The sequence below is a fragment of the Thalassospira sp. GB04J01 genome, assembly GCF_000751115.1.
GTDB classification, from domain to species: domain Bacteria; phylum Pseudomonadota; class Alphaproteobacteria; order Rhodospirillales; family Thalassospiraceae; genus Thalassospira; species Thalassospira lucentensis.
The window spans coordinates 1-21280 of the sequence record NZ_CCDX020000005.1; the positions used below are offsets into that span (position 1 = coordinate 1).

The 21280-nt window shown below is 52.6% G+C and carries 17 protein-coding genes, 3 tRNA genes and 1 riboswitch; of the genes, 14 read left to right on the forward strand and 6 right to left on the reverse strand.

Annotation, left to right across the window (positions count from 1 at the left end; translation table 11 throughout):
- Position 1: 1 nt before the first annotated feature.
- From AMM48_RS01490 to AMM48_RS01510, 4 genes are all read right to left on the reverse strand, one after another.
- Positions 2-74: transfer RNA gene (locus AMM48_RS01490), tRNA-Asn, on the reverse strand.
- Between the two features lie 450 nt (positions 75-524).
- Positions 525-600, reverse strand: a tRNA-Asn gene (locus tag AMM48_RS01500).
- Positions 601-604: 4 nt separating this feature from the next.
- Positions 605-678 (reverse strand) — tRNA-Cys (locus AMM48_RS01505).
- A 169-nt stretch (positions 679-847) separates the two neighbouring features.
- Positions 848-3319: a methyl-accepting chemotaxis protein gene (locus AMM48_RS01510; RefSeq protein ID WP_102782662.1), complete on the reverse strand. Its 2472-nt coding sequence runs from the start codon at positions 3317-3319 to the stop codon at positions 848-850.
- A gap of 472 nt (positions 3320-3791) precedes the next feature.
- Between AMM48_RS01510 and AMM48_RS01515 the strand changes: the two genes are divergently transcribed.
- The 10 genes from AMM48_RS01515 to ribB all read left to right on the forward strand — a co-directional run bounded on the left by AMM48_RS01515 (position 3792) and on the right by ribB (position 15309).
- Positions 3792-4445, forward strand: coding sequence for a protein-L-isoaspartate O-methyltransferase (locus AMM48_RS01515; RefSeq protein WP_102782663.1), 654 nt, complete (start codon positions 3792-3794; stop codon positions 4443-4445).
- Between the two features lie 68 nt (positions 4446-4513).
- Complete coding sequence (locus AMM48_RS01520; RefSeq protein WP_102782664.1) at positions 4514-4837, forward strand: rhodanese-like domain-containing protein; 324 nt, start codon at positions 4514-4516, stop codon at positions 4835-4837.
- A 143-nt stretch (positions 4838-4980) separates the two neighbouring features.
- Positions 4981-6333 carry a TolC family outer membrane protein gene (locus tag AMM48_RS01525; protein WP_102782665.1) on the forward strand — a complete coding sequence of 451 codons (1353 nt, stop codon included), beginning with the start codon at positions 4981-4983 and terminating at the stop codon, positions 6331-6333.
- 120 nt (positions 6334-6453) lie between these two features.
- Positions 6454-7080, forward strand: coding sequence for a DUF2497 domain-containing protein (locus AMM48_RS01530; protein WP_101300925.1), 627 nt, complete (start codon positions 6454-6456; stop codon positions 7078-7080).
- A gap of 90 nt (positions 7081-7170) precedes the next feature.
- Positions 7171-9837 (forward strand): valine--tRNA ligase, encoded by a 2667-nt coding sequence (locus AMM48_RS01535; RefSeq protein ID WP_102782957.1) that lies wholly within the window; start codon positions 7171-7173, stop codon positions 9835-9837.
- Positions 9838-10061: 224 nt separating this feature from the next.
- Positions 10062-11447, forward strand: coding sequence for an aminodeoxychorismate synthase component I (pabB, locus tag AMM48_RS01540; protein ID WP_102782666.1), 1386 nt, complete (start codon positions 10062-10064; stop codon positions 11445-11447).
- On the forward strand, positions 11444-12052 hold the full coding sequence (locus AMM48_RS01545; protein WP_102782667.1) for an aminodeoxychorismate/anthranilate synthase component II: 609 nt from the start codon (positions 11444-11446) through the stop codon (positions 12050-12052). Before pabB ends, AMM48_RS01545 begins: the two co-directional genes overlap by 4 nt.
- On the forward strand, positions 12037-12900 hold the full coding sequence (locus AMM48_RS01550; RefSeq protein ID WP_102782668.1) for an aminotransferase class IV: 864 nt from the start codon (positions 12037-12039) through the stop codon (positions 12898-12900). Before AMM48_RS01545 ends, AMM48_RS01550 begins: the two co-directional genes overlap by 16 nt.
- 57 nt (positions 12901-12957) lie before the next feature.
- Positions 12958-14235: an EAL domain-containing protein gene (locus tag AMM48_RS01555; protein WP_102782669.1), complete on the forward strand. Its 1278-nt coding sequence runs from the start codon at positions 12958-12960 to the stop codon at positions 14233-14235.
- 117 nt (positions 14236-14352) lie between these two features.
- Positions 14353-14508, forward strand: a riboswitch (FMN riboswitch).
- 132 nt (positions 14509-14640) lie between these two features.
- The gene (ribB, locus tag AMM48_RS01560) at positions 14641-15309 is read left to right on the forward strand and encodes a 3,4-dihydroxy-2-butanone-4-phosphate synthase (RefSeq protein WP_022730758.1); all 669 of its coding nucleotides are present in this window, start codon (positions 14641-14643) and stop codon (positions 15307-15309) included.
- Positions 15310-15434: 125 nt separating this feature from the next.
- Here ribB and xth read toward each other — a convergent pair whose 3' ends face one another.
- Both xth and erpA read right to left on the reverse strand, forming a co-directional pair.
- Positions 15435-16214: an exodeoxyribonuclease III gene (gene xth, locus AMM48_RS01565; protein WP_022730759.1), complete on the reverse strand. Its 780-nt coding sequence runs from the start codon at positions 16212-16214 to the stop codon at positions 15435-15437.
- Positions 16215-16311: 97 nt separating this feature from the next.
- Entirely contained in the window at positions 16312-16653 is a 342-nt protein-coding gene (gene erpA, locus AMM48_RS01570; RefSeq protein WP_022730760.1) for an iron-sulfur cluster insertion protein ErpA, read from the reverse strand.
- 240 nt (positions 16654-16893) lie between these two features.
- Here erpA and argS point away from each other — a divergent pair, with 240 nt between their 5' ends.
- The 4 genes from argS to AMM48_RS01590 are packed head-to-tail and all read left to right on the forward strand — an operon-like array spanning position 16894 to position 21267.
- Positions 16894-18645: an arginine--tRNA ligase gene (argS, locus tag AMM48_RS01575; RefSeq protein ID WP_102782958.1), complete on the forward strand. Its 1752-nt coding sequence runs from the start codon at positions 16894-16896 to the stop codon at positions 18643-18645.
- A gap of 3 nt (positions 18646-18648) precedes the next feature.
- Entirely contained in the window at positions 18649-19530 is an 882-nt protein-coding gene (locus AMM48_RS01580; RefSeq protein ID WP_102782670.1) for an SPOR domain-containing protein, read from the forward strand.
- Positions 19517-20587, forward strand: a complete 1071-nt coding sequence (nagZ, locus tag AMM48_RS01585) for a beta-N-acetylhexosaminidase (protein WP_102782671.1) — start codon at positions 19517-19519, stop codon at positions 20585-20587. The genes AMM48_RS01580 and nagZ overlap by 14 nt, the downstream gene beginning before the upstream one ends.
- Positions 20584-21267 carry a site-2 protease family protein gene (locus tag AMM48_RS01590; protein WP_102782672.1) on the forward strand — a complete coding sequence of 228 codons (684 nt, stop codon included), beginning with the start codon at positions 20584-20586 and terminating at the stop codon, positions 21265-21267. The genes nagZ and AMM48_RS01590 overlap by 4 nt, the downstream gene beginning before the upstream one ends.
- Positions 21268-21280: the final 13 nt, after the last annotated feature.

Sequence of the window (21280 nt, forward strand, 5' to 3'; positions counted from 1 at the left end):
GCTCCGGCAGCAGGACTCGAACCTGCGACCCAATGATTAACAGTCATTTGCTCTACCAACTGAGCTATGCCGGATCAGGTGCGCACCCCGTTTGAAGCGCGTGGCAGGTGTATAATCAAACGACCCAAACCCCGCAAGACCTTTTTTACGAAAAAAGGGCCAATTCTTTGTCTTTTTGCGAATTTTTACCCCTATGGCGCGCCGGGGTTAATCCGTTGGCGTTTATATGTCGAAATATGGTTGAAACCAATTAAGGAGGCGATGGCGCGACAACACATTGCCGATGGCACGTAAGGCTGTTTTTGTCTGAAGGAAGTACGGCTAAGCGAGTACCCTATGAATGCGGTGCCAAAGGCCGGGCATCGGCCCATTGCAGTTAAATTTGATCAAACCTGAATGTATAATTCACGGGATATGCAACACACATGCGCACGAACAAAGTCGGGTAGGGCGTCTTTTGTAACAGCAAAGCGATGGTTTGATCCAGAATGCAAAAAACCCCGGAACAAAGTTCCAGGGTTTTTTGGCTCCGGCAGCAGGACTCGAACCTGCGACCCAATGATTAACAGTCATTTGCTCTACCAACTGAGCTATGCCGGATCAGTGGAGGCGCGAGCCGGAATCGAACCGGCGTGCAAGGATTTGCAGTCCTCTGCGTAACCACTCCGCCATCGCGCCTTAGCGTTGGCTGGCCGGTGTATAGCCCCATCGAATACGACCCGTCAAGCACCCAATTCCAGATTTTTCGACCAGCGTGTTGATTTCATGCCCAAAACAGAAAAAAGCGCCCGGAAAGCAATCCCGGGCGCCTTGAATGACATTGCCATCGTTGTTGGCGATTACTTTTTTATTTTTCCGTGCTGCTGCCAAAACGCTGCTTTAGCCATGGGGCAAGTTTGTCTTCGCGGTCTTTGTTTGGCGCGAAATCAAGGTTGGCAATCGTATCAAGAACGTTTTCAGCCTCGAACGGAAGGGTGACGTTAGGCCCGTCGATTTTGATCTGACCTTTCGCGCCTTGCGGGATAGTTTCAGCCAGACTGACTTTTGTCCCGCCCTTGGAAAGGTCAATCGTCTGACCCTTAATGGATTTACCACCAATGGTCACTGTCACAGCAAGCTGAACATCAAACCGCGGATCTTGGCGACGGTTAACTTCCGGTGTTGCCGTACGTACGATGCGAACAAGCGTTGCGCGAAGTTCGGCAATGCTGTCATCGACTTCCTCGGCAATCTTGCTCATTTGTGCCGCACGTTTGAGGTTCTCCTGGGCTTCACTTGCAACATGACCAATCTTTTCTGTTACCTCGTTGGAGGCTTCGGCTGTCTGGACCACGTTGCGCGCAATTTCCTGGGTTGCATCATCTTGCTGACGCACATTAATCGCGACGCTTGAGGCAACCTCATCAACCCGGCGGATGCTTGCCGTCATTTGCTGAACTGTTGAGACAACAGATCCGGTGACATTCTGAATTTCACCCAGCTGACGGGTGATTTCATCGGTTGACTTAGCTGTTTGATTGGCAAGGTTTTTGACCTCCTGGGCCACCACGGCAAATCCCTTGCCTGCGTCACCGGCGCGGGCCGCTTCGATCGTTGCGTTCAGCGCAAGCAGGTTAGTTTGTGCCGCGATATCACCGATAAGCTCGGCAACCTCACCAATGCGGTCAACACTGTCTTTGAGTGAGCTTACTGTTTTCTCTGCACTTTCACCTGCCGCGTTGGCCTCAGCGGTAAGGGATGTTGCCTCTTCGATCTGGCGGGTAATTTCGCGGATGGATGCGGCGAGTTCTTCGGACGCGCCTGATACAGTTTCCGCGTTTGCCAGTGCTTCGTGGGCTGCTGCGGCAACACTTTCAGAGTTTGCCGATACTTTTTCTGACGATCCGGCCATCTGACCTGCGGATTCATTCAGGCGCTGGGTTTGGTCGATAATGGCCTGTACGACTTTTTGCAGTTCTTTCTCAACTGTTTCAGCAAGGCCACGCAAGGCGCCAACCCGCTGGGTGGCTGCTTTGCTTTCATTTTCTTCACGTTCAAGTTTTGCATAGCAAAGTTTGGCGTGCAGCGTGCGCAGCTGCTGTGTGACAGGTTTAAAATCGGTCACAGTCGGAAGATCAATCAGATGAGAGGTATCGGTCCGCGCAATGGCATCGAAATGTACTTCCATCGCTTCGAGCGGTTTGCGAAGCTTCCTGATTAACCAAGCGCCATAGATGCAAGCCAGCGCAATTGCCAAACAAACCAATACGAGTTGCAGAACCACAGTAAAGACGAACTGTTCTCCAGCATCGTCAACGTTGGTTGAGGCAATATCGTTTTGCAGAATTGACAGGTTACCGATCAGTTCCGTTAGCGGATCAATTTTTTGATAGAGTTCGTCCTTCACCAGCGCATCAAGAGCTGCTGTGTCCTTATCTTCAAAAATATCGCGCAGACGGGCAATCAATTCATCTGCGACGGGGAGCATCTGTTTGATGTCGTTAACGATCGGGGCTTCGGCAGGGCCAAGATCGTGGGCAAGGTATTTATCTAAGTTTTCCTTGATACGGTCTTCAGCCAGATCAAGACTTTCAATGCCTTCTTGCCACGTGAAGTTTCCGTTTCGAACCTTATGAGAGGCATCGACGACAAAAACAGCATAGTCATCCGATATCTGTTTGAGCATGTTCAGCGGACGAATACGATCACTGTATAAGCTTTCCAGTGACTGTTCAGTTTTATACTCACCCCAGATGCCATATCCGCCAATCACTGCAATGAGTAAAACCATGGTGCCGAACGCCAAGGTCAGACTTCCTTTGATGCCCGCAAAGAATGTCTTAAACCGCGCGGCTGGGCCGGTTTGAACAATTTCACCTTGTTCAAGGCCGATGTTCTGGGCTTTGCCGTTGCGCAAGTCAGCATAGACTTGTTCAGCACGCTTTTTGTCGGCTTCGGATGGTTTGGTTCGGATGGAAAGGTAGCCCGAGACAGCACCATTTTCGATCACCGGGGTAACGTTGGCGCGGACCCAGTAATGGTCACCGTTTTTCGACCGGTTTTTGACAAGACCCTGCCAGGGAAGTCCTGATTTGATGGTTTCCCACAGATTGGCGAATGCCTCTTTGGGCATGTCACGATGGCGGATAATGTTATGTGGGGCGCCAACAAGTTCATCTTCGGCAAAGCCGCTAATATCAACAAAAGTTTTATTCGTGAATTGGATACGACCGCCAGTATCTGTTCCCGAAACAAGGATATCCTTGTCTTTCATCAGGACTTCGCGGTTCGTCACCTGACCATTGTCACGCATGGTGTGGATGCCCCCTACAAAAATCATCAAGCGTCCCAACGGCACATCCCATGAAACGTGATTGTGTCGTCGTTTAGCTGCTGTCACCAAACCTTATTGGCACGGCTGTTGGTATAGGAATATTATACTAATGGTTAATTCATCAAGAATAAGATCAGTTGCACTTTGTCATGTTGTTGCACGTAAAACGCTTTACAAGTCTGACATTCCTATATTTTGCAGCAAGATCGAAGTGATTGAAGTTGGATGTAGGCTGCCAAAAGTACGAAATTTCAGCATCGGCTGAATTTTCGAAATTTGATGGGGTTGAATGCGCGTCAGGCGCGCCGTGACGTGCTTATATTGTGGTTTTTATTGCCCAATCTCTGCTTTGCCATTGATCGGATGTTGTCAGGTGCTTATGTGCTGACTATAAACAGGGCAATGATCGCAAGCGGCTTTGGGGACGATAAAGACGGTTGCGGTGTTTTTCTCGCGAGAATTTTCAGGTCAGATAAACATGGATTACCAAATCGCGCGCCATAATATGGTGGAAAATCAGGTTCGGACCAACAAGGTCACCGATCCCTTGGTCATTGCTGCGATGGAGGAAGTTCCACGCGAACTGTTCCTGCCCGAAGCAAAACGCGGCGTTGCCTATGTCGACGAAGATATTGCCGTTGGCGGCGGTCGCTATGCAATGGAGCCGATGGTTATCGCGCGCCTGATGCAGTGTGCCGAAATTGCCGAGACGGACGTCGCCCTTATTATTGGTGCGGGTTACGGGTATGGCGCGGCACTTTTGTCGCGTGTCGCAGAAACGGTTGTTGCCGTTGAAAGCGACAAGGATATGACCGCTTCGGCCGAGGCGACCTTCCAGAGTGCCAACTATGACAATGTCATTGTTGTCGAAGGCGATTTGGCTGCAGGGTATCCCAAGCAGGCACCTTATAACGTGATCGTGTTTGACGGTGCGGTAACGGAAGTTCCGGCAGGCGTTCTTGAGCAGGTTTCAGAAGGCGGTCGTCTTCTGGCAGTTGTGCGCGCCGAAGGAAAAGTCGGGATTGCGCGTCTTTATGAGCGCGAGAACGGTGTTATTGGTCATCGCGATCTGTTTGATGCAAACATCCCGTATCTTCCGGGATTTGAGCCGACCGAGAGTTTTGTGTTCTAATTTGATGTTCGGAATGCCCGGCTTTGGTCGGGCATCTCTTTTTGAGTATGTACAACAGGTTGTCCTAAATGGTCCGAGACATAAGTTGTCGTGAACTTGCTGCCAGCCTTTCGGGTGAACAGCCTTTGGACGTGTTGGACGTACGTGAAGACTGGGAAGTTGAAATTTGCATGATTGATCGTGCCCGGCATATTCCGTTATCGGAGTTGCAGGTCAGGGTCGGGGAGTTGTCGCCAGAAAAGCCACTGGCGGTGATTTGTCATCATGGCGTTCGCAGTCGCCATGCGGGGATGCTCCTTGAAGAATGCGGATTTAAAGATGTTTTTAATGTTAGTGGCGGTATAGATATCTGGGCGCTTGAAGTAGAGCCGGATATGACACGCTACGATTGATGGTCGTGACGACGGAAAAAGAGGCACAATACTTTTTTTGGGTACAAGCGCCTCTTTTGTTGGAAATTTTTCGTTCCGTCGTTACCATACGTGAAACTGCGCCGGGGTCGGGACTTGGTGTTGGATTTTACAAGGGTAGATAAATGATAAAACGGTTCTTGCTGACCTGCAGTATTTTAGCAACCGGGGGACTGGTTGCGCATGGCGCTTCTGCAGAAAGCCTCGAGGACGCTCTTATTAAGGCATACCAGAGCAACCCGACACTTGAATCCGGTCGTGCTGCATTGCGCTCGACCGATGAAGAAATTTCGCAGGCGCTGTCGAACTGGCGTCCCAGCGTGTCGCTGAATGGTGATGCCGGTCTTCGTGAAAACGAAACGGAAGTCAACGGGACGGAGACGGATAACAGTCTCACACCTTATACCGTTGGTCTGAATGTGACGCAGCCACTGTATCGTGGTGGGCGGACGACTGCTGAAACAGACCGTGCAGAATCGCGTATTCAAGCGCAACGTGCTTCGCTTCGCTCGACCGAGCAGGATGTGATGTTGCAGGTCTCAACAGCATATTTCAATGTGCTGCGAGATACTGCTGTTGTTGAACTGAACCAGAACAATACGCGCGTTCTTGATCGTCAGCTTGAGGCGACCCGTGATCGTTTTGAAGTTGGTGAAGTGACACGTACGGACGTATCGCAGGCCGAGGCACGTCTTGCCGGGTCCAAAGCCGATCTGATTTCGGCACAGGGTGCATTGGCAAATACGCGCGCGCAGTATGAGCGCCTGGTGGGTAATCCACCGTCCAATCTTGAAATTCCAAACTCGCTTGCGGGCTTGCCGACCAGTGTTGCCGATGTTTTGGCAATCGCACAGGATCAGCATCCTGATGTGTTGCAGGCCATTTATACCGAAGAAGCGGCAAAATCAGATATCAGTCTGAGCGAAGGTTCGCTGTATCCGGAAGTCAGTCTTTCGGCCGGTGTTGAACGTGCATATGAAGCATCTAACGAGGATATGACGGTCGACAGTGCGGACATCATCGCATCGGTTTCGGTTCCGCTGTATCAGCAGGGTGCTGTTTATTCTTCTGTACGTGCCGCCAAGCAGACCGCTGGTCAGGCGCGTGTGCAGGTGGACGAAGCCCGCCGGGCTGTGATTGAAAATGCTACCAGTGCGTGGGAAACGCTTGTAACTGCGCGTGCACGGATCGAGTCTCAGCAGGCGCAGGTTTCTTCGGCTGAAGTTGCTCTTGATGGTGTTCAGCGCGAAGCCTCTGTCGGGTCGCGTACGGTTCTTGATGTCCTTGATCAGGAACAGGAACTTTTGCAGGCACGTGTTGATCTTGTTGGATCGCGCCGTGATGCAGCCGTTGCCGAATTCCAGGTTAAGGCTGCCATGGGCGCATTGAATGCGCAGGTGCTTGGCCTGCCTGTGGATGTTTATGACACTGAGTCCAACTATAATAAAGTCAAGGACCAGTGGTGGGGAACAGACTGACCTGTTAGGGCGCCAGGACGGGATTCTTCTGTATCCCGTCCGCACCAGGGGACGGATCGGTCTGGGTAATGACACTAGTGCGGAAGTTTAATTATGAGTGACGGGCAACAAGAACCTTCAATGGAGGACATCCTCCAGTCCATCCGCAAAATTCTTGCCGATGAGGGGGATGAAGAAAAACAGGAAGCCGCTCCTGAACCCGAACCAACGCCAGAGCCGGAACCAGAACCGGAGCCCGAACCCGCGCCAGAACCTGAGCCGGAAGAAGAAATTGACGAGCTCGTTCTTGATGAAGAGCCCGAAGAGCTTGAGTTTGACGAAGAACCCGAAGAACTTGAGCTTGACGAGCCCGAAGAAGAGCTTGAACTTGATGATATGCTTGATTTCGATGAGACTCCGCTTGATGACGAGCCGGAGCCTGATCCCTTCGAAGACGAGTTTGAAGAACCAGAGCCAGAACCATCGATCCCGGCTGTCTATGATGACGAAGACGATGACGAGCCGCTTATTTCCAATTTGACGGAATCAACGGCCACCGGGACCATTTCGGAACTGGCGCAAGCTGTTGCAAAGAAACGCGCAGTTGCTCTTGGACTTAACGCAGGTCACATCACTCTTGAAGATTTGGTGCGCGATATGCTGCGCCCGCTTCTTAAGGAATGGCTTGACGAAAACCTGCCCTATATGATCGAACGCCTTGTGAAAAAAGAAATCGAGCGGATTGTGAACCGCGCCGAAGACTTGTAGGCGAGCCGATATTCGAATTTAAGCGGCGCGCCCAAGGTGCGCCGCTTTTTCTTTGTAAGATTGATGAAAACCCGCAGCGGACAAAAGACCATGTTGGAGAAGACCTACAGCCCGGCCGACGTTGAAGGCAGACTTTACGATAAATGGGAAAAATCGGGGGCATTTGCCAGCGATTCGGCGTCAAAAGCCGATCCCTATGTCATCATGATGCCGCCGCCCAACGTGACCGGCAGCCTCCATATGGGGCATGCGCTGACCTTTACGCTTCAGGACATTCTTGTGCGTTATAACCGTATGAACGGTAAGGACACCCTGTGGCAGCCCGGCACCGACCATGCGGGCATCGCAACCCAGATGGTTGTTGAACGCCAGCTTGGCGAACAGAACGTGACGCGCCATGACCTTGGTCGCGAAAAGTTCATCGAAAAAGTCTGGGAATGGAAAGAACAGTCGGGTGGCACCATCACCAATCAGCTGCGCCGCCTTGGCGCGTCGCCTGATTGGCAGCGTGAACGTTTCACCATGGACGAGGGCCTTTCGGCGGCTGTGCGCAAAGTGTTCGTGACTTTGCACAAACAGGACCTGATTTACCGTGACAAGCGTCTGGTGAACTGGGACCCGAAGCTTCTGACGGCGATTTCCGATCTTGAAGTCGTACAGAAAGAGGTCAAAGGCCATTACTGGCACTTCAAATACCCGATCGAAGGCCGTGACGGTGAGTTTATCACTGTTGCCACCACGCGTCCGGAAACCATGCTCGGCGATACCGGTGTTGCGGTTCATCCCGATGATGAACGTTATCAGGACCTGATTGGTCAGTATTGCATTCTGCCAATCGTTGGCCGCCGGATTAAAATCGTTGCCGACGAATATGCCGACCCTGAAAAAGGATCCGGTGCGGTGAAAATCACCCCGGCGCACGATTTCAATGACTTTGAAGTTGGTAAACGCTGTGGTCTGGAAAAGATCAACATCCTTGATGACCATGCGCGCATCAACGACGAAGCACCCGAGGAATATCGCGGTCTTGACCGTTTCGAGGCGCGCAAGCTTCTTGTCGCGAAGATGGATGAGCTGGGCCTGCTTGAGAAAATCGAAGACACCGTTCACATGGTGCCCTATGGCGACCGTTCGAACGTTGTCATTGAGCCATATCTGACCGACCAGTGGTTTGTGAATGCCGAAGTTCTGGCCAAGCCGGCGACTGAGGCGGTTGAAGACGGGCGCATTCGGTTTGTACCGAAAAACTGGGAAAACACCTATTTCGAATGGATGCGCAACATCCAGCCATGGTGCATTTCACGCCAATTGTGGTGGGGGCATCGTATCCCGGCATGGTTTGGCCCGGACGGCGAATTCTTTGTTGAAGAAACCGAAGAAGAAGCGATTGCCGCAGCCAAGGCCCATTACGGAAAAGACGTTGAACTGACACAAGAAACCGACGTTCTTGATACGTGGTTCTCATCCGCCTTGTGGCCATATTCGACCCTTGGCTGGCCAGACAAAACCCCGGAGCTTGATAAATATTATCCGGGTGACGTTCTGGTGACTGGGTTTGACATCATCTTTTTCTGGGTTGCCCGGATGATCATGATGGGCATGCATTTCATGGATGGGAAAATCCCGTTCAAGGATATTTATATCCACGCGCTGGTGCGCGACGAAAACGGCCAGAAGATGTCCAAATCCAAGGGCAATGTTATCGACCCGTTGGAACTCATTGACGAATATGGCTGTGATGCGCTGCGCTTTACCCTGACGGCTTTGGCCGCACAGGGGCGTGACATCAAGCTTGCGGCATCGCGGGTTGAGGGATACCGCAACTTTGCGACCAAGCTTTGGAATGCCGCACGCTTTGCCGAGATGAATGAATGCAAACCGGTGGATGGTTTTGATCCGGCGAACGTGAAATCGACCCTTGGTCGCTGGATCGTTGGTAAAACGGTTGAAGCATCCAAATCGGTTGGTGCGGGTATTGAAGCCTACCGCTTTAACGAGGCGGCAAGCAGTGCCTATCAGTTCGTCTGGGGTTCTTTCTGTGACTGGTATCTGGAACTGGCCAAGCCGGTTCTGATGGGCGATGACGAAGAGGCCAAGGCCGAAATCCGTGCGGTCACCGCATGGGTTCTTGATCAGATCCTTCTGATTTTGCATCCGGTCATGCCCTATATCACCGAAGAACTGTGGGACAAGATTTCTGATAACCGCAGCAGCATGCTGATGTCGGCAAGCTATCCGAAGTTTGACGAGACCCTGATTGATCGTGCGGCAGAGGCCGAAGTTGATCTGTCGATCCGTCTGATCGGTGACATCCGTGGTGTGCGTTCTGAAATGAATGTCCCCCCGGGGGCGGAGGTGCCAATCTATCTGGTTGATGCCACCGATGCGATGAAGGCCGCGGTGAGCGCGCAAGAAGCACAGGTTAAGCGTCTGGCGCGTGTTGCCGAAATCGGCTTCAAGGGGCAGGGCGATATCGAAGCTATCGCCAAGGGGGCCATCCAGACCGTAGTTGACGGTGTGACCGTGTTTGTTTCGGTTGCTGATTTCATTGATGTGGCGGCTGAAAAGTCCCGTCTGGAAAAAGAAATCCAGGGCAAGGCCAGATACATCAAGGGTCAGGAAGGCAAACTGTCGAATGAAAACTTCGTCAGCCGCGCGCCGGATCATATTGTGGCAACAGAGAAAGCCAAGCTTGAAGAAGCAAAAGACACGCTTGCCAAGCTGAACGAGGCATATGATCGTATTGCAGCAATGTAATGCGGCATAAATAACGCGATGAAAAAAGGGTCAGCCGCGTGGGGTTGGCCCTTTTTTCTTGGCTTGAATAGGCACCTTGCGCGCTGTGATAAAAATCTTCCCCTGTGCGGTGACGAATCGCATAGATTGTCGCCAACGTTATGCAAACGGTCCCGCGGCTTGGCTGATTTTTGGCTTTGGGTGCGGATCGTTGTTCCATCACTCCCGCAAGACTGCCGCGTGCCATGCTGATTGAAGAATGTCCCTTTATTGAACCGGTTGATGCCTATGGGGCTTTTGCGCCCTTTGCCGATAGCCATTTTCTCGATTCCGGGGACAGGGACCGCTATGCCTATATCGCGGTATCACCGTTTCATAAACTGACAGCCAAGAACGGGCAGGTGACCCTTGATGGTTTTGCTGTGCCGGGCAACCCGTTTGATGTTTTGGGCGATCTCCTTGCACGGTATCGCCACGAAAAGCAGGAAGACCTGCCACCGTTTCAGGGCGGCGTGGTTGGGTACTTTGGCTATGAACTGGCCCATCAGACCGAAACGCTTCCCGTTGCCGATGACGATTGGTTGGAAATGCCCGATATGGCCGTTGGTATTTATGATCTTGTGATTTCATTTGATCTGCACCAGCGCCGCATGTGGTTGATTTCAACGGGGATGCCTGCACAAGAAAACCAAGCCCGAGACCAACGTGCAGCTGAACGCATGACCATGTTGCGCAAGTATTTGCGGTTGGCCCGCCCGCTTTTTGATGTGCCAGATGTGCCGCATCAACCAGATATCACTACATGGGCGTCCAACTTTGATCAGGATGCATATCTGCATGCTGTGGGTAAAGTGATTGAGTACATCTTTGCCGGGGACATTTTTCAGGCAAATCTGTCGCAAAGTTTTCGGGCGGAATATGCCCAAGGTTCCATTCCGGAACGGTTCGGACTGTATCGCAGGCTATCGACTGTTAGTTCCGCACCGTTTGGGGCCTTCCTGAATTTTGGTGATGTTGCGGTTCTGTCGAACTCGCCAGAACGGTTTTTAAAGGTGACGGGCGGCGTTGTTGAAACACGCCCGATCAAGGGAACCCGCGCGCGCGGGGATACCCCCATTTTAGATGCTGAACTGGCACAGGAATTAATGTTATCTGCCAAAGATCGCGCAGAGAACGTTATGATTGTTGATCTTTTAAGGAATGATATTTCCAAGGTCTGTAAGCCGCATTCGGTCAAGACGCCGACGATTTGCGCGCTTGAAAGCTATGCCAATGTGCATCATCTGGTATCGACAGTGACTGGCGAACTTGATGATGCAACAGCAATCGATCTTTTGGCTGCCTGTTTTCCCGGTGGCTCCATCACTGGTGCGCCGAAAATACGTGCGATGGAAATCATCACAGAGCTTGAACAAACCACACGCGGTGCATACTGCGGGGCGATTGGCTATATCGGGTTTGATGGCAGCATGGATACCAACATCGCCATTCGAACCATTTGCATGAACAAGGGCAGAATGGCATTTAACGTTGGTGGCGGCATTGTTGCGGACAGCCAACCGGACCATGAATATGCCGAAACCATGGTCAAAGCCGCCAAAATGTTCGAAGCGCTGGGGATCGTCCGATGATCCTTTTGATCGACAATTATGACTCGTTTGTTTTCAATCTCGCCCGGTACCTGCGCGAGCTGGATCAGGAGGTTGAGGTCGTCCGCAACGATGAAATCACCACCGATATGGTACGCGAACGCTGTCCGGATGCGCTGGTGTTTTCGCCCGGTCCTTGTGGGCCAGATGAGGCTGGTAACAGCCTTGCGCTGATCCGGGATCTGGCCGGGGAGTTTGCCATGCTGGGCGTGTGTTTGGGGCACCAGTCGATTGCACAGGCCTTTGGTGGAAAGGTCACGCGCGCCAAAAGACCAATACATGGCATGACATCGGATGTTGACCATGATGGTGATGGCATTTTTAACGGCTTAAAGCAGCCGTTGCGCGTAACGCGCTATCATTCCCTGATTGTCGATTTGCCTGTTGATGGCAGTCTGGCGCAAACGGCGACAGGGCCGGACGGTGAGGTGATGGCGTTTGCCCATAGGGCGTTGCCAATTTATGGTGTTCAGTTCCATCCAGAGGCGGTCCTGACCGAACAGGGGCATGACTTGCTGGCCAATTTCCTTAAACTTGCGGCAGATCACAGAGCCACAAAGCGGAGTGCCATATGCAAGTCTGGTTGAACGGCACATATTTAAACGCGCAAGATGCGGTTATTCCTGCAACGGATCGCGGGTTTCTCTTGGGGGATGGCTTTTTTGAAACCATGCGTGCCCATCGTGGCACGGTTGCCTGGCTTCATGCGCACATGGAGCGGCTGGCGGCACATGCCGCTGTGATCGGGCTGTCGTCACAGATGTTGCCATCTGGTGATGATATTGCCGAAATTATTGCCACGCTGTGTCAGGGCAATGGATTGCAAAGTGCGGTTGTTCGCCTGTCTTTGTCGCGCGGAAGTGGTCAACGCGGCCTGTTGCCGCCGGAAAACCCAACGCCAACCATCATGGTAACAACAGCACCCTTTACGCCAGCCCCGTCATCTGACGGATTGACGTTGATAACGGCGCAAAAAATCCGCCGTAATCCGTGGTCGGTTGCCGGAACAATCAAGAGCCTGAATTATCTTGATAACATCGTTGCCAAACAGGAGGCCCAACAGGCCGGGGCAGATGACGCATTGATCATGTCGGTGGACGGTTCTGTGGCCGAAACCACGATTGCAAACCTGTTTGGGATCAAGGATGGGGCGCTTTGGACCCCGGACGGTACTACTGGCATTCTGTGCGGGCTGGCACGTAGTTTTGTGATCAATTGTGCCAAGGCAAACGGTATTGAAACCCGTTTTGACCCGAGAACACCACTTGAGCTGTCCGAGATGGATATGCTGTTTACGGCCAATGCGTTGCAGGGAATGAGGCCGGTCATGGCCCTGGATAGGGCACCGATCGGGAATGCCAAACAGCCCCAAGATATCTTTACCATGCTGACACGAATGGTGGAGGGTAATCTATGCAATGGTATAAGAGTTTAGAGTAAGTTAATAAACGGCTGTCAGTATCGCGTCCTTGCCTTAAGATCAGGATTGCCGATGACCGCCCAAGCTGCCAAACCCGCCGTCCCCCTAAGCCGTTTTGTCGATAGCCTGCGCAAGCATGCCGCAAATGGAAAAAAGCCGCATCTCGGGATTCTTAATATCCCGATGGATTTGCGCTTGGACACAGAAGATTATCGGGCGATTACCCGTGATGCATTTCACCATCTGCCAGAAAACACGCAGGTCCATCGTCTTGAAAACGGGATGGTTGCCTTTGTGCGTGGCGGGAAATGGGCGGAAGGTGACGATAACTTTGTCGACCATGTTCGTGAAACTCTTTCCGATGTCATTGAACGGCAAGGTCTTGGCCATATACCCGACACGCTTTGGAACCGGTTCCAGTGGCCAATTGACGAGAAACAGGTCTTGGAACTACTGGGATTGCCTGCCGTAGGGCATTTTTCAAACGAGCCATCCCAACGATTTGATATGGCAGAAATGTTGCGTGGTGCCGTGACGGTAGATGCGGTTTTCGATTCCTGCCGTCGCCAAGCCATCGTTGGCGTCCACGACAACAGTCGCGAAATTCTCGGCCATGAACTTTATTGTTCGCTTGATTATTTGCGTCAGCATCACCTTGCAAGTTTTCTGCTTGAAGGTCCCGGAGAGCTTGAAATCCTGTCGCGAGTTCTCGATGAAAAGGTCATGGATGTGACGCAGTCCATCGCGTCATCGATTTTCCCCGACCGGCTGCATTTGAATATGCAGGTGCAAACTGTTTTGAGTGAAACATTCAGTGATTTTATCGGGTCGGGGAATGGCAAGCTGATTGAGAATTTGGCGATTGAGTTTTCGATGGAAAATGCGATTGCCAATTGGTGGGAATTTGAAGATGCCTGTGCGTTTCTTCAATCGGTTGGGATTCGTGTTGGCCTAGATCGCATTACACTTCCGGCACTTGAATTTTTGTCGCCCAGAAAAATGAATGTCGATTTCGTCAAGGTGATCTGGGATCAGAACATTATCGGGTCACGCCGCACAGAAGTTACCGAACGGCTTCGGGAGTTTGCCAATCTGTTTGTTGATCAGAGTCTTATCCTGACGCGGTGTGATAGCCGCACGGCCCTTCGTATGGGGCGCAGTCTTGGCGTTGAAGCGTTTCAGGGAACCTACATCGATGCGGTGCTTGGCCCGTATCTTAAGCAGGAATGCAAAACCCCAAAACGATCATCAGACAAACGCTGCGCGGTTTGCCAATGGGCACCGCGTGAGGCCCGTAAAAACGGATGCGATTTCCATTTCCGGCTGGGGAAGGTTCTCTCAGAAATCTAAACCGTGCGTTTAGCATGCGTTTGGTCGTGTTTTAACAGGTTTGACAAGCGCGCAGAGCTTTTCTAAAGTGCGCGCGTACCTGATCAATTTTGATCAGGTTTGTCGTTGAAACACGGCGCTTATTCTCAGGGCAGGGTGCAAGTCCCTACCGGCGGTAAATTCAGGAAACTGAAAAGCCCGCGAGCGCCTGTTGATCCATCTGGGTCAGCAGGGTCAGCAGATCCGGTGTAAATCCGGAGCCGACGGTAATAGTCCGGATGGGAGAGGATAAAGCGTGACAGGCAAGATCACCCGGTTGGGTGTTAATTGCTTTTTGTCTACGACCGGTATCTGGTGCAGTGTGCCAATATGCCGGGCCTTTCTTTTGTGCCCTGATTCGTAAGCCGCCATCCGAGGAGGACGGTTATGAATCAGAGTGTTCATCAGGAATCAGGTCTTTCGACCTTTGGCGATCCGCAAGAGCGTTTAGAACGCGCACTTGCTGACATCCGTCAAGGCAAAGGTGTTCTGGTTGTCGATGACGAAGATCGCGAAAACGAAGGCGATCTTATTTTTTCCGCAGAAAATCTGACAAACGAACAGATGGCGATGCTGATCCGCGATTGCAGCGGCATTGTGTGCCTGTGTCTGACAGACGAAAAGGCCACGGCACTTGATTTGCCGCCGATGGTTGCGGATAACACATCAAGTATGGGGACGGGCTTTACCGTCACGATTGAGGCCAAGGTCGGTGTGACGACCGGGGTGTCGGCGGCGGATCGTGTGACCACGGTCAAAACAGCAATTGCCGATGGTGCAAAGTCATCCGATCTTGCGCGTCCGGGCCATGTGTTTCCGCTGCGTGCGCGGGCAGGTGGTGTTTTGGAACGTCGTGGCCACACCGAAGGTACGGTTGACCTGATGCGTTTGGCCGGGCTTAAGCCGTCTGGCGTGTTGTGTGAGGTCACAAACCCTGACGGAACGATGGCGCGCCTGCCGGAGCTGATTTCCTACGCCAAACAGCATGATATGGTTGTGATCAGCATCGAAGATATCGTTGCCTATCGCACCGCCATGCAAAAGGCAGCGGAATAGAACCTGCACGCCAGTCTGGCGATTGGCGAAGATAAAGACAAAACACAAAGGGCAGCCCGGTTTCGGTGCTGCCCTTTATGATGTTTAACAGTGGTTTTGGCGCGGTATGGTGCCAGCCAAAGACGTTAATCGTCGATCATGCACCAGACCGGGGTGTGATCGGATGCCTTTTCCTTGCCACGTGGGTCACGGTCAATGTCCGACGCACTCAGGCGATCTGCGGCAGCCGGGGTCAGAAGCAGGTGATCAATGCGCAAACCATTGTCCTTGTTCCACGCACCCGCGCGGTAATCCCACCAGCTGTATTGATGGCCTTTTGGGTTGAAGGTTCTGAACGCGTCGGTGTAGCCCATGTTCATCATGGTGCGCAGACGTTTGCGCTCGGTTGTCGAACATAAGACCGCTTCATGCAGTTTTGCCGGATCATAAACATCCGAATCGTCCGGCGCGATATTGTAATCGCCCCCCATGACCGCAGCTTCGCCTTCTGCGCGAATTTTTTCAAACCGCGTGATCAGGCGATCAAGGAAGTTCAGTTTGTAGTGGAACTTTTCATCGCCAACAGCCGTTCCCATCGGGACATAGATGGACGCGACCCGCACCGGATGGGGGGAACTGATCGTCGCTTCGATGTAGCGGGCTTGTTCGTCGTCGTCATTGCCAGGCAGGCCGCGCTCAACATCCTCGATCGGATATTTCGACAGGATGGCGACCCCGTTATAGGTTTTTTGGCCGTGAATCGCGATGTTGTAGCCAAGATCCTCGATTTCCATTGCCGGAAAACCGTCATCAACCGTCTTGGTTTCCTGTAACAGGACAACATCGGGTTTGGCTTCTTGCAGCCATTCAATAACATTGGGCAGGCGGGCCTTGATTGAATTGACGTTCCAGGTAGCGATTTTCATTCAGGCCTCGATTCCAATGGGATCAGATGAGTTTGGTCAAACAAAACGGGGTTCGCAATAACGAACCCCGTTTTATAAATCGTTTTGTCGGTACGGATCAAATCGAGAAACTCGATCCGCAACCACATGATGACGTGGCGTTTGGATTGTTCACACGAAATGCGGACCCAACCAACTCGCGGACGTAATCAATTTCTGCACCGCCCAGAAGATCGAGCGAGACTTCGTCAATCACCATTTTCGCACCGTGATTTTCGAAAACGCAATCTTCGTCAGTGGTGTCAGCATCCAGTGAAAATTCGTACTGAAAACCGCTGCAACCGCCGCCGGAAACCTGCAAGCGGAGCATCGTGTTTGATGCACCTTCGCTTACGATCAGTTCCTGAATACGATTTGCAGCACTTTCGGTCATCTGGACTTGCTGTGAAGCTTCGGTCATTCAACACTCCTTGATCTTCAACCCGCCAGATTTATGGCGGGGGTCGTTACGATCCTTGGCGACATCATAGCACGGTCAGATCATAGTATTTAAGTCACTATTTAGCGTGCATGGCTGAAATGTCAAAACCTGTAGGCATTCAAAAGACCCGTTGCTTGCCTTTTGGTCGGAAATGTCCCAAAACAGCCGCAGTCACATGGTCCGATTGACCACAAACAAAAATATGCAAAGACCAAAGTTATGAATGTTTTCAGCCTGTTGAAAAGCGACATCGAGAAACAGCTTCTCGCCCTTGAGAATGATGGTGTTCTTCCGAGGGGAAGTGACACCGCGCGCGTGACGGTAGAGCCGCCGCGCGATGCGTCTCATGGGGATGCCGCGACCAATGCCGCCATGCTTCTGTCAAAGGCTGCGGGCATGAAGCCACGCGACCTTGCCGAAAAACTGGCTGAAAAACTTCGATTGCTTGATCACATCGACACGGTCGAAATCGCCGGTCCGGGCTTTATCAATCTGCGCATGGCCGATCAGTTCTGGCTGTCACAGGTGTCCGAAGTGCTAAAAGTTGGCACCGGATATGGCAGCAGCGATCTGGGCAAGGGCGAAAAAATCAACGTCGAGTATGTTTCAGCCAACCCGACGGGGCCGATGCATGTTGGTCATTGCCGGGGGGCTGTGGTCGGGGACGTTTTGGCCAATCTTCTGGCTAAGGCGGGCTATGCCGTTACCAAGGAATATTACACCAACGATGCCGGCGCGCAGGTTGATGTTCTCGCACGGTCGCTTCATATGCGGTACCGCGAAGCACTTGGTGAAGACATTGGCGAAATTCCACAAGGCCTCTATCCGGGCGATTATCTGGTGGCGCCGGGCAAAAAGCTGGCCGAGCGCGAAGGTGATAAATGGGGCAACGCCGCCGAAGCCGAGTGGCTTGAGCAGTTCCGGACCTTTGCCATTGTCGAGATGATGTTGCTGATCAAGGAAGATTTGCGTCTTCTGGGCGTCGCACATGATGTCTTTACGTCCGAAGACGGGCTGGTCAAGGCGGGCAAGGTTCAATCGGCCTTTGAGCACCTTGAGAAAAAGGGCGATATCTATGTCGGCGTCCTTGAGCCGCCAAAGGGCAAAACGCCCGAAGATTGGGAGCCGCGCCCGCAAACCCTGTTCCGGGCAACCGATTTTGGTGACGATGTTGACCGGCCGTTGAAGAAGTCCGACGGCAGCTGGACCTATTTTGCATCCGACATCGCGTATCACTTTGATAAGTATGAGCGCGGATTTAACCTGATGATCGACGTGTTTGGCGCCGATCACGGTGGCTACGTCAAACGCATGAAGGCGGCAACTAAGGCGATTACCGGTGGCGAAGGCGATCTGGACGTAAAGCTTTGTCAGCTTGTCAGCCTGTTTGATAAGGGCGAGCCGGTTAAGATGTCCAAGCGGGCCGGGACGTTTGTCACGCTGCGCGATGTTGTCGAACGTGTTGGTAAGGACGTTGTCCGTTTCATCATGCTGACTCGCAAAAACGATGCGTCGCTTGAATTTGATTTTGCCAAAGTGACCGAACAGTCCAAAGACAACCCGGTATTTTATGTTCAGTACGCGCATGCGCGGGTAAGTTCTGTGTTCCGTCAGGCCAAAGAAGCCTTCCCGGGGCAGGATTTTTCGGTGGCAACGCTTGAGACGGCAGACCTGTCGTTGTTGTCTTCAGACGAGGAAAAGCTTCTTGTGCGCCGGATGGCAGAATGGCCGCGTATTGTCGAGCAGGCCGCAACCGCGCATGAGCCCCATCGCATTGCCTTTTTCCTGACAGAAATTGCAGCTGAATTCCATGCATTGTGGAACAAGGGACGCGACAATACCGAACTTCGCTTTATCATCGCCGATGATTTGGCGACGACATTGGCGCGTCTTGCGATGATCCGTGCTGTGGCCACTGTCATTGCATCGGGTCTTGATGTGATTGGTGTCACGCCTGTCGAGGAGATGTAAAATATGAACGAAGAACACGGTAACAACCTTCATGCCGAGCGCGAAGCACACTATGCAGCCGAGCCGGGTGCTGGCAAAAGCAAGTTGAAGGGAATTATGACCGTGTTCTTCGGGGCGGCTGTTGTGATCGGCGGCCTTGCCGGGGCAGGTTACTGGTTTTACAATCAGGGGCAACCCATTCAGGATGATGGGAAATTACCCATCCTTCTGCCTGATCCAGCGCCGATCAAGCTACGGCCCGAAGATCCGGGCGGTATGGAAGTGCCACACCGAAATACGACGGTCTATGACCAGCTAAGCGATGTTGATCCGGACTCGGATGTCGTGCTTCAGGAACTGCCAGATATGCCGCGCACGCCGGATGTGATGCCAACAGCACCGAAATCTTCCGATACGGTGGCATCGAATGATGGCGGTGCCGATGCGGATGACGTGAAAGTCGACCCTGCAGCCGAAAACCCAGCTGCTGATGTAGCGGATGCGGCGGATACGTCTTCGGGCATGGCCGCGCCGGAAATTAAGGCGCCTGATACGCTGAGTGATGCCGAAAAGGCGATTGCCGCGGTTGATGCGCGGGCCAAAGAAACACCGCAAGCAACGTCCCCGGAAAAGCCGCAAGCGAAAACCACGGCAACCGGCGATTTTCGCATTCAACTGGCGTCACTTCGTGAGGAAGACAAAGCATCGGCGGAATGGAAAAGATTATCGTCGAAAAACAAAGACTTGTTGGGTAACCTTCAGATGTTCGTGCAGCGTACCGAGATTGAAGGCAAGGGGGTTTACTATCGCCTGCAGGCAGGCCCGGTTGCCGATGCCTCGGCGGCAGAAAAGCTGTGTGGTGATTTGAAACAACGCAAAGTGGGGTGCCTGATTGTCCGGCCTTGAAGTTAAAAAGCCGCGCGCCTGTATCCTCGGGATTGGCGGAACGGAACTGAGTAATTGGGAAAAGGGCTTCTTTCGCGAAGCCGATCCTTATGGCTTTATCCTGTTTGCGCGCAATGTCGAAGACCACAATCAGATACGCACCCTGACCGATCAGCTGCGCGATGTTGTTGGCAAAAACAACGTCCCGATCCTTGTCGATCAGGAAGGTGGCCGTGTGATGCGGCTTAAGCCACCCCATTGGCGTAAAATCCCGGCGGCCGGTGTGTTTGGCGAGTTGGTTGATAAATCCCCCGAAGACGCCCGTGAAGCGGCCTATATCAATGCCCGTTTGATGGCGATGGATTTGCGCGAAGCCGGGTTTAACACCACCTGCGCGCCGGTTCTTGATCTACGTTTTCCGGGCATGAGCGATGTTGTCGGTGATCGTTCTTATGGGGCGGATGTGGCCCGCGTTGTGGTTCTGGCCAGTGCGGTTGCCGCCGGGTTGCTCGACGGCGGGATTGCGCCGATCATTAAACATATCCCCGGACATGGCCGTGCTGCGGTCGACAGTCACAAGGACCTGCCGATTGTTGGTGCCACGCGGGCTGAGTTGTCCGAGTTTGACTTCGCACCGTTTCGTCAGATGAAAGACGTTATGGCGGCGATGTCGGCCCATTTGCTGTTTACCGCGATTGATGATCAACGGCCGGGCACGGTGTCCGCGACGATCATCAATGATGTCATTCGGGGTGATATCGGCTTTGAGAACCTTTTGATCAGTGATGATCTGTCGATGGAGGCACTGGGTGGTTCGATTGCAAGCCGCACCCATGAATGCCTGAGTGCGGGCTGTGACATTGCGCTTCATTGCAATGGCAAACGCACCGAGATGGAAGAAGTTGTTTCCATGACGCCGTTGTTGAGCGGAGCGGCACTTCTGCGATCACAAAACTTTACCAATCAGATTTCCAGTTTCAAAATCGATAAACCATCATCAAGCCAACTGACAGATTGGCGGATGCGTCTTGCCGATCTTCTTGCGCCTGTTTGGCAGGCTGAGGATACCGGCACGTGAGTAACGCGATTGAATTTATTATCTCGGCATCAACGTGGGTTGTGCCGGTGCTGTTTGCTGTGACATTGCATGAAGCAGCCCACGGGTTTGCCGCGAAATTGTTTGGCGATGATACCGCCCAGCGGCTTGGCCGGTTAAGCCTGAACCCTATTCGCCATATCGATCCGGTTGGTACGGTTTTGATCCCGGCGTTGTTGTTGATCACCGCGGCACCGTTTTTGTTTGGCTATGCCAAGCCGGTGCCCGTGGCGTTTCATCGTCTGCATCCCCAACGCCTTGGGGTTATTGGCGTTGCTGTTGCCGGGCCGTTGACCAATGTTTTGTTGGCGATTGTATCGATCCTGCTTTTGGTGTGGTTGCCAAGCTTTTCCCCGGCGGTCAATGACTGGCTTGGTACGATGCTCAACCAGTCGATCTGGCTGAACTGTATTCTTGCGGTGTTTAACATGCTGCCGATCCCGCCACTTGATGGCGGGCGGGTCCTTACGGCGATTTCACCGCTTCCGATTGCACGGGTCTTGGCGCGTATGGAAAAAACCGGCATGATCATTTTAATCGGTCTGGTATTCTTGTTGCCATATGTGACATCAAAGCTTGGCATCTACCTTCCGATCTTTCAGTGGTTGGTGATTGAACCGGCCAATGCGTTGGTCCATTTTCTGGCAGCGATATTTGCCTGACGCTCGGCGTAAT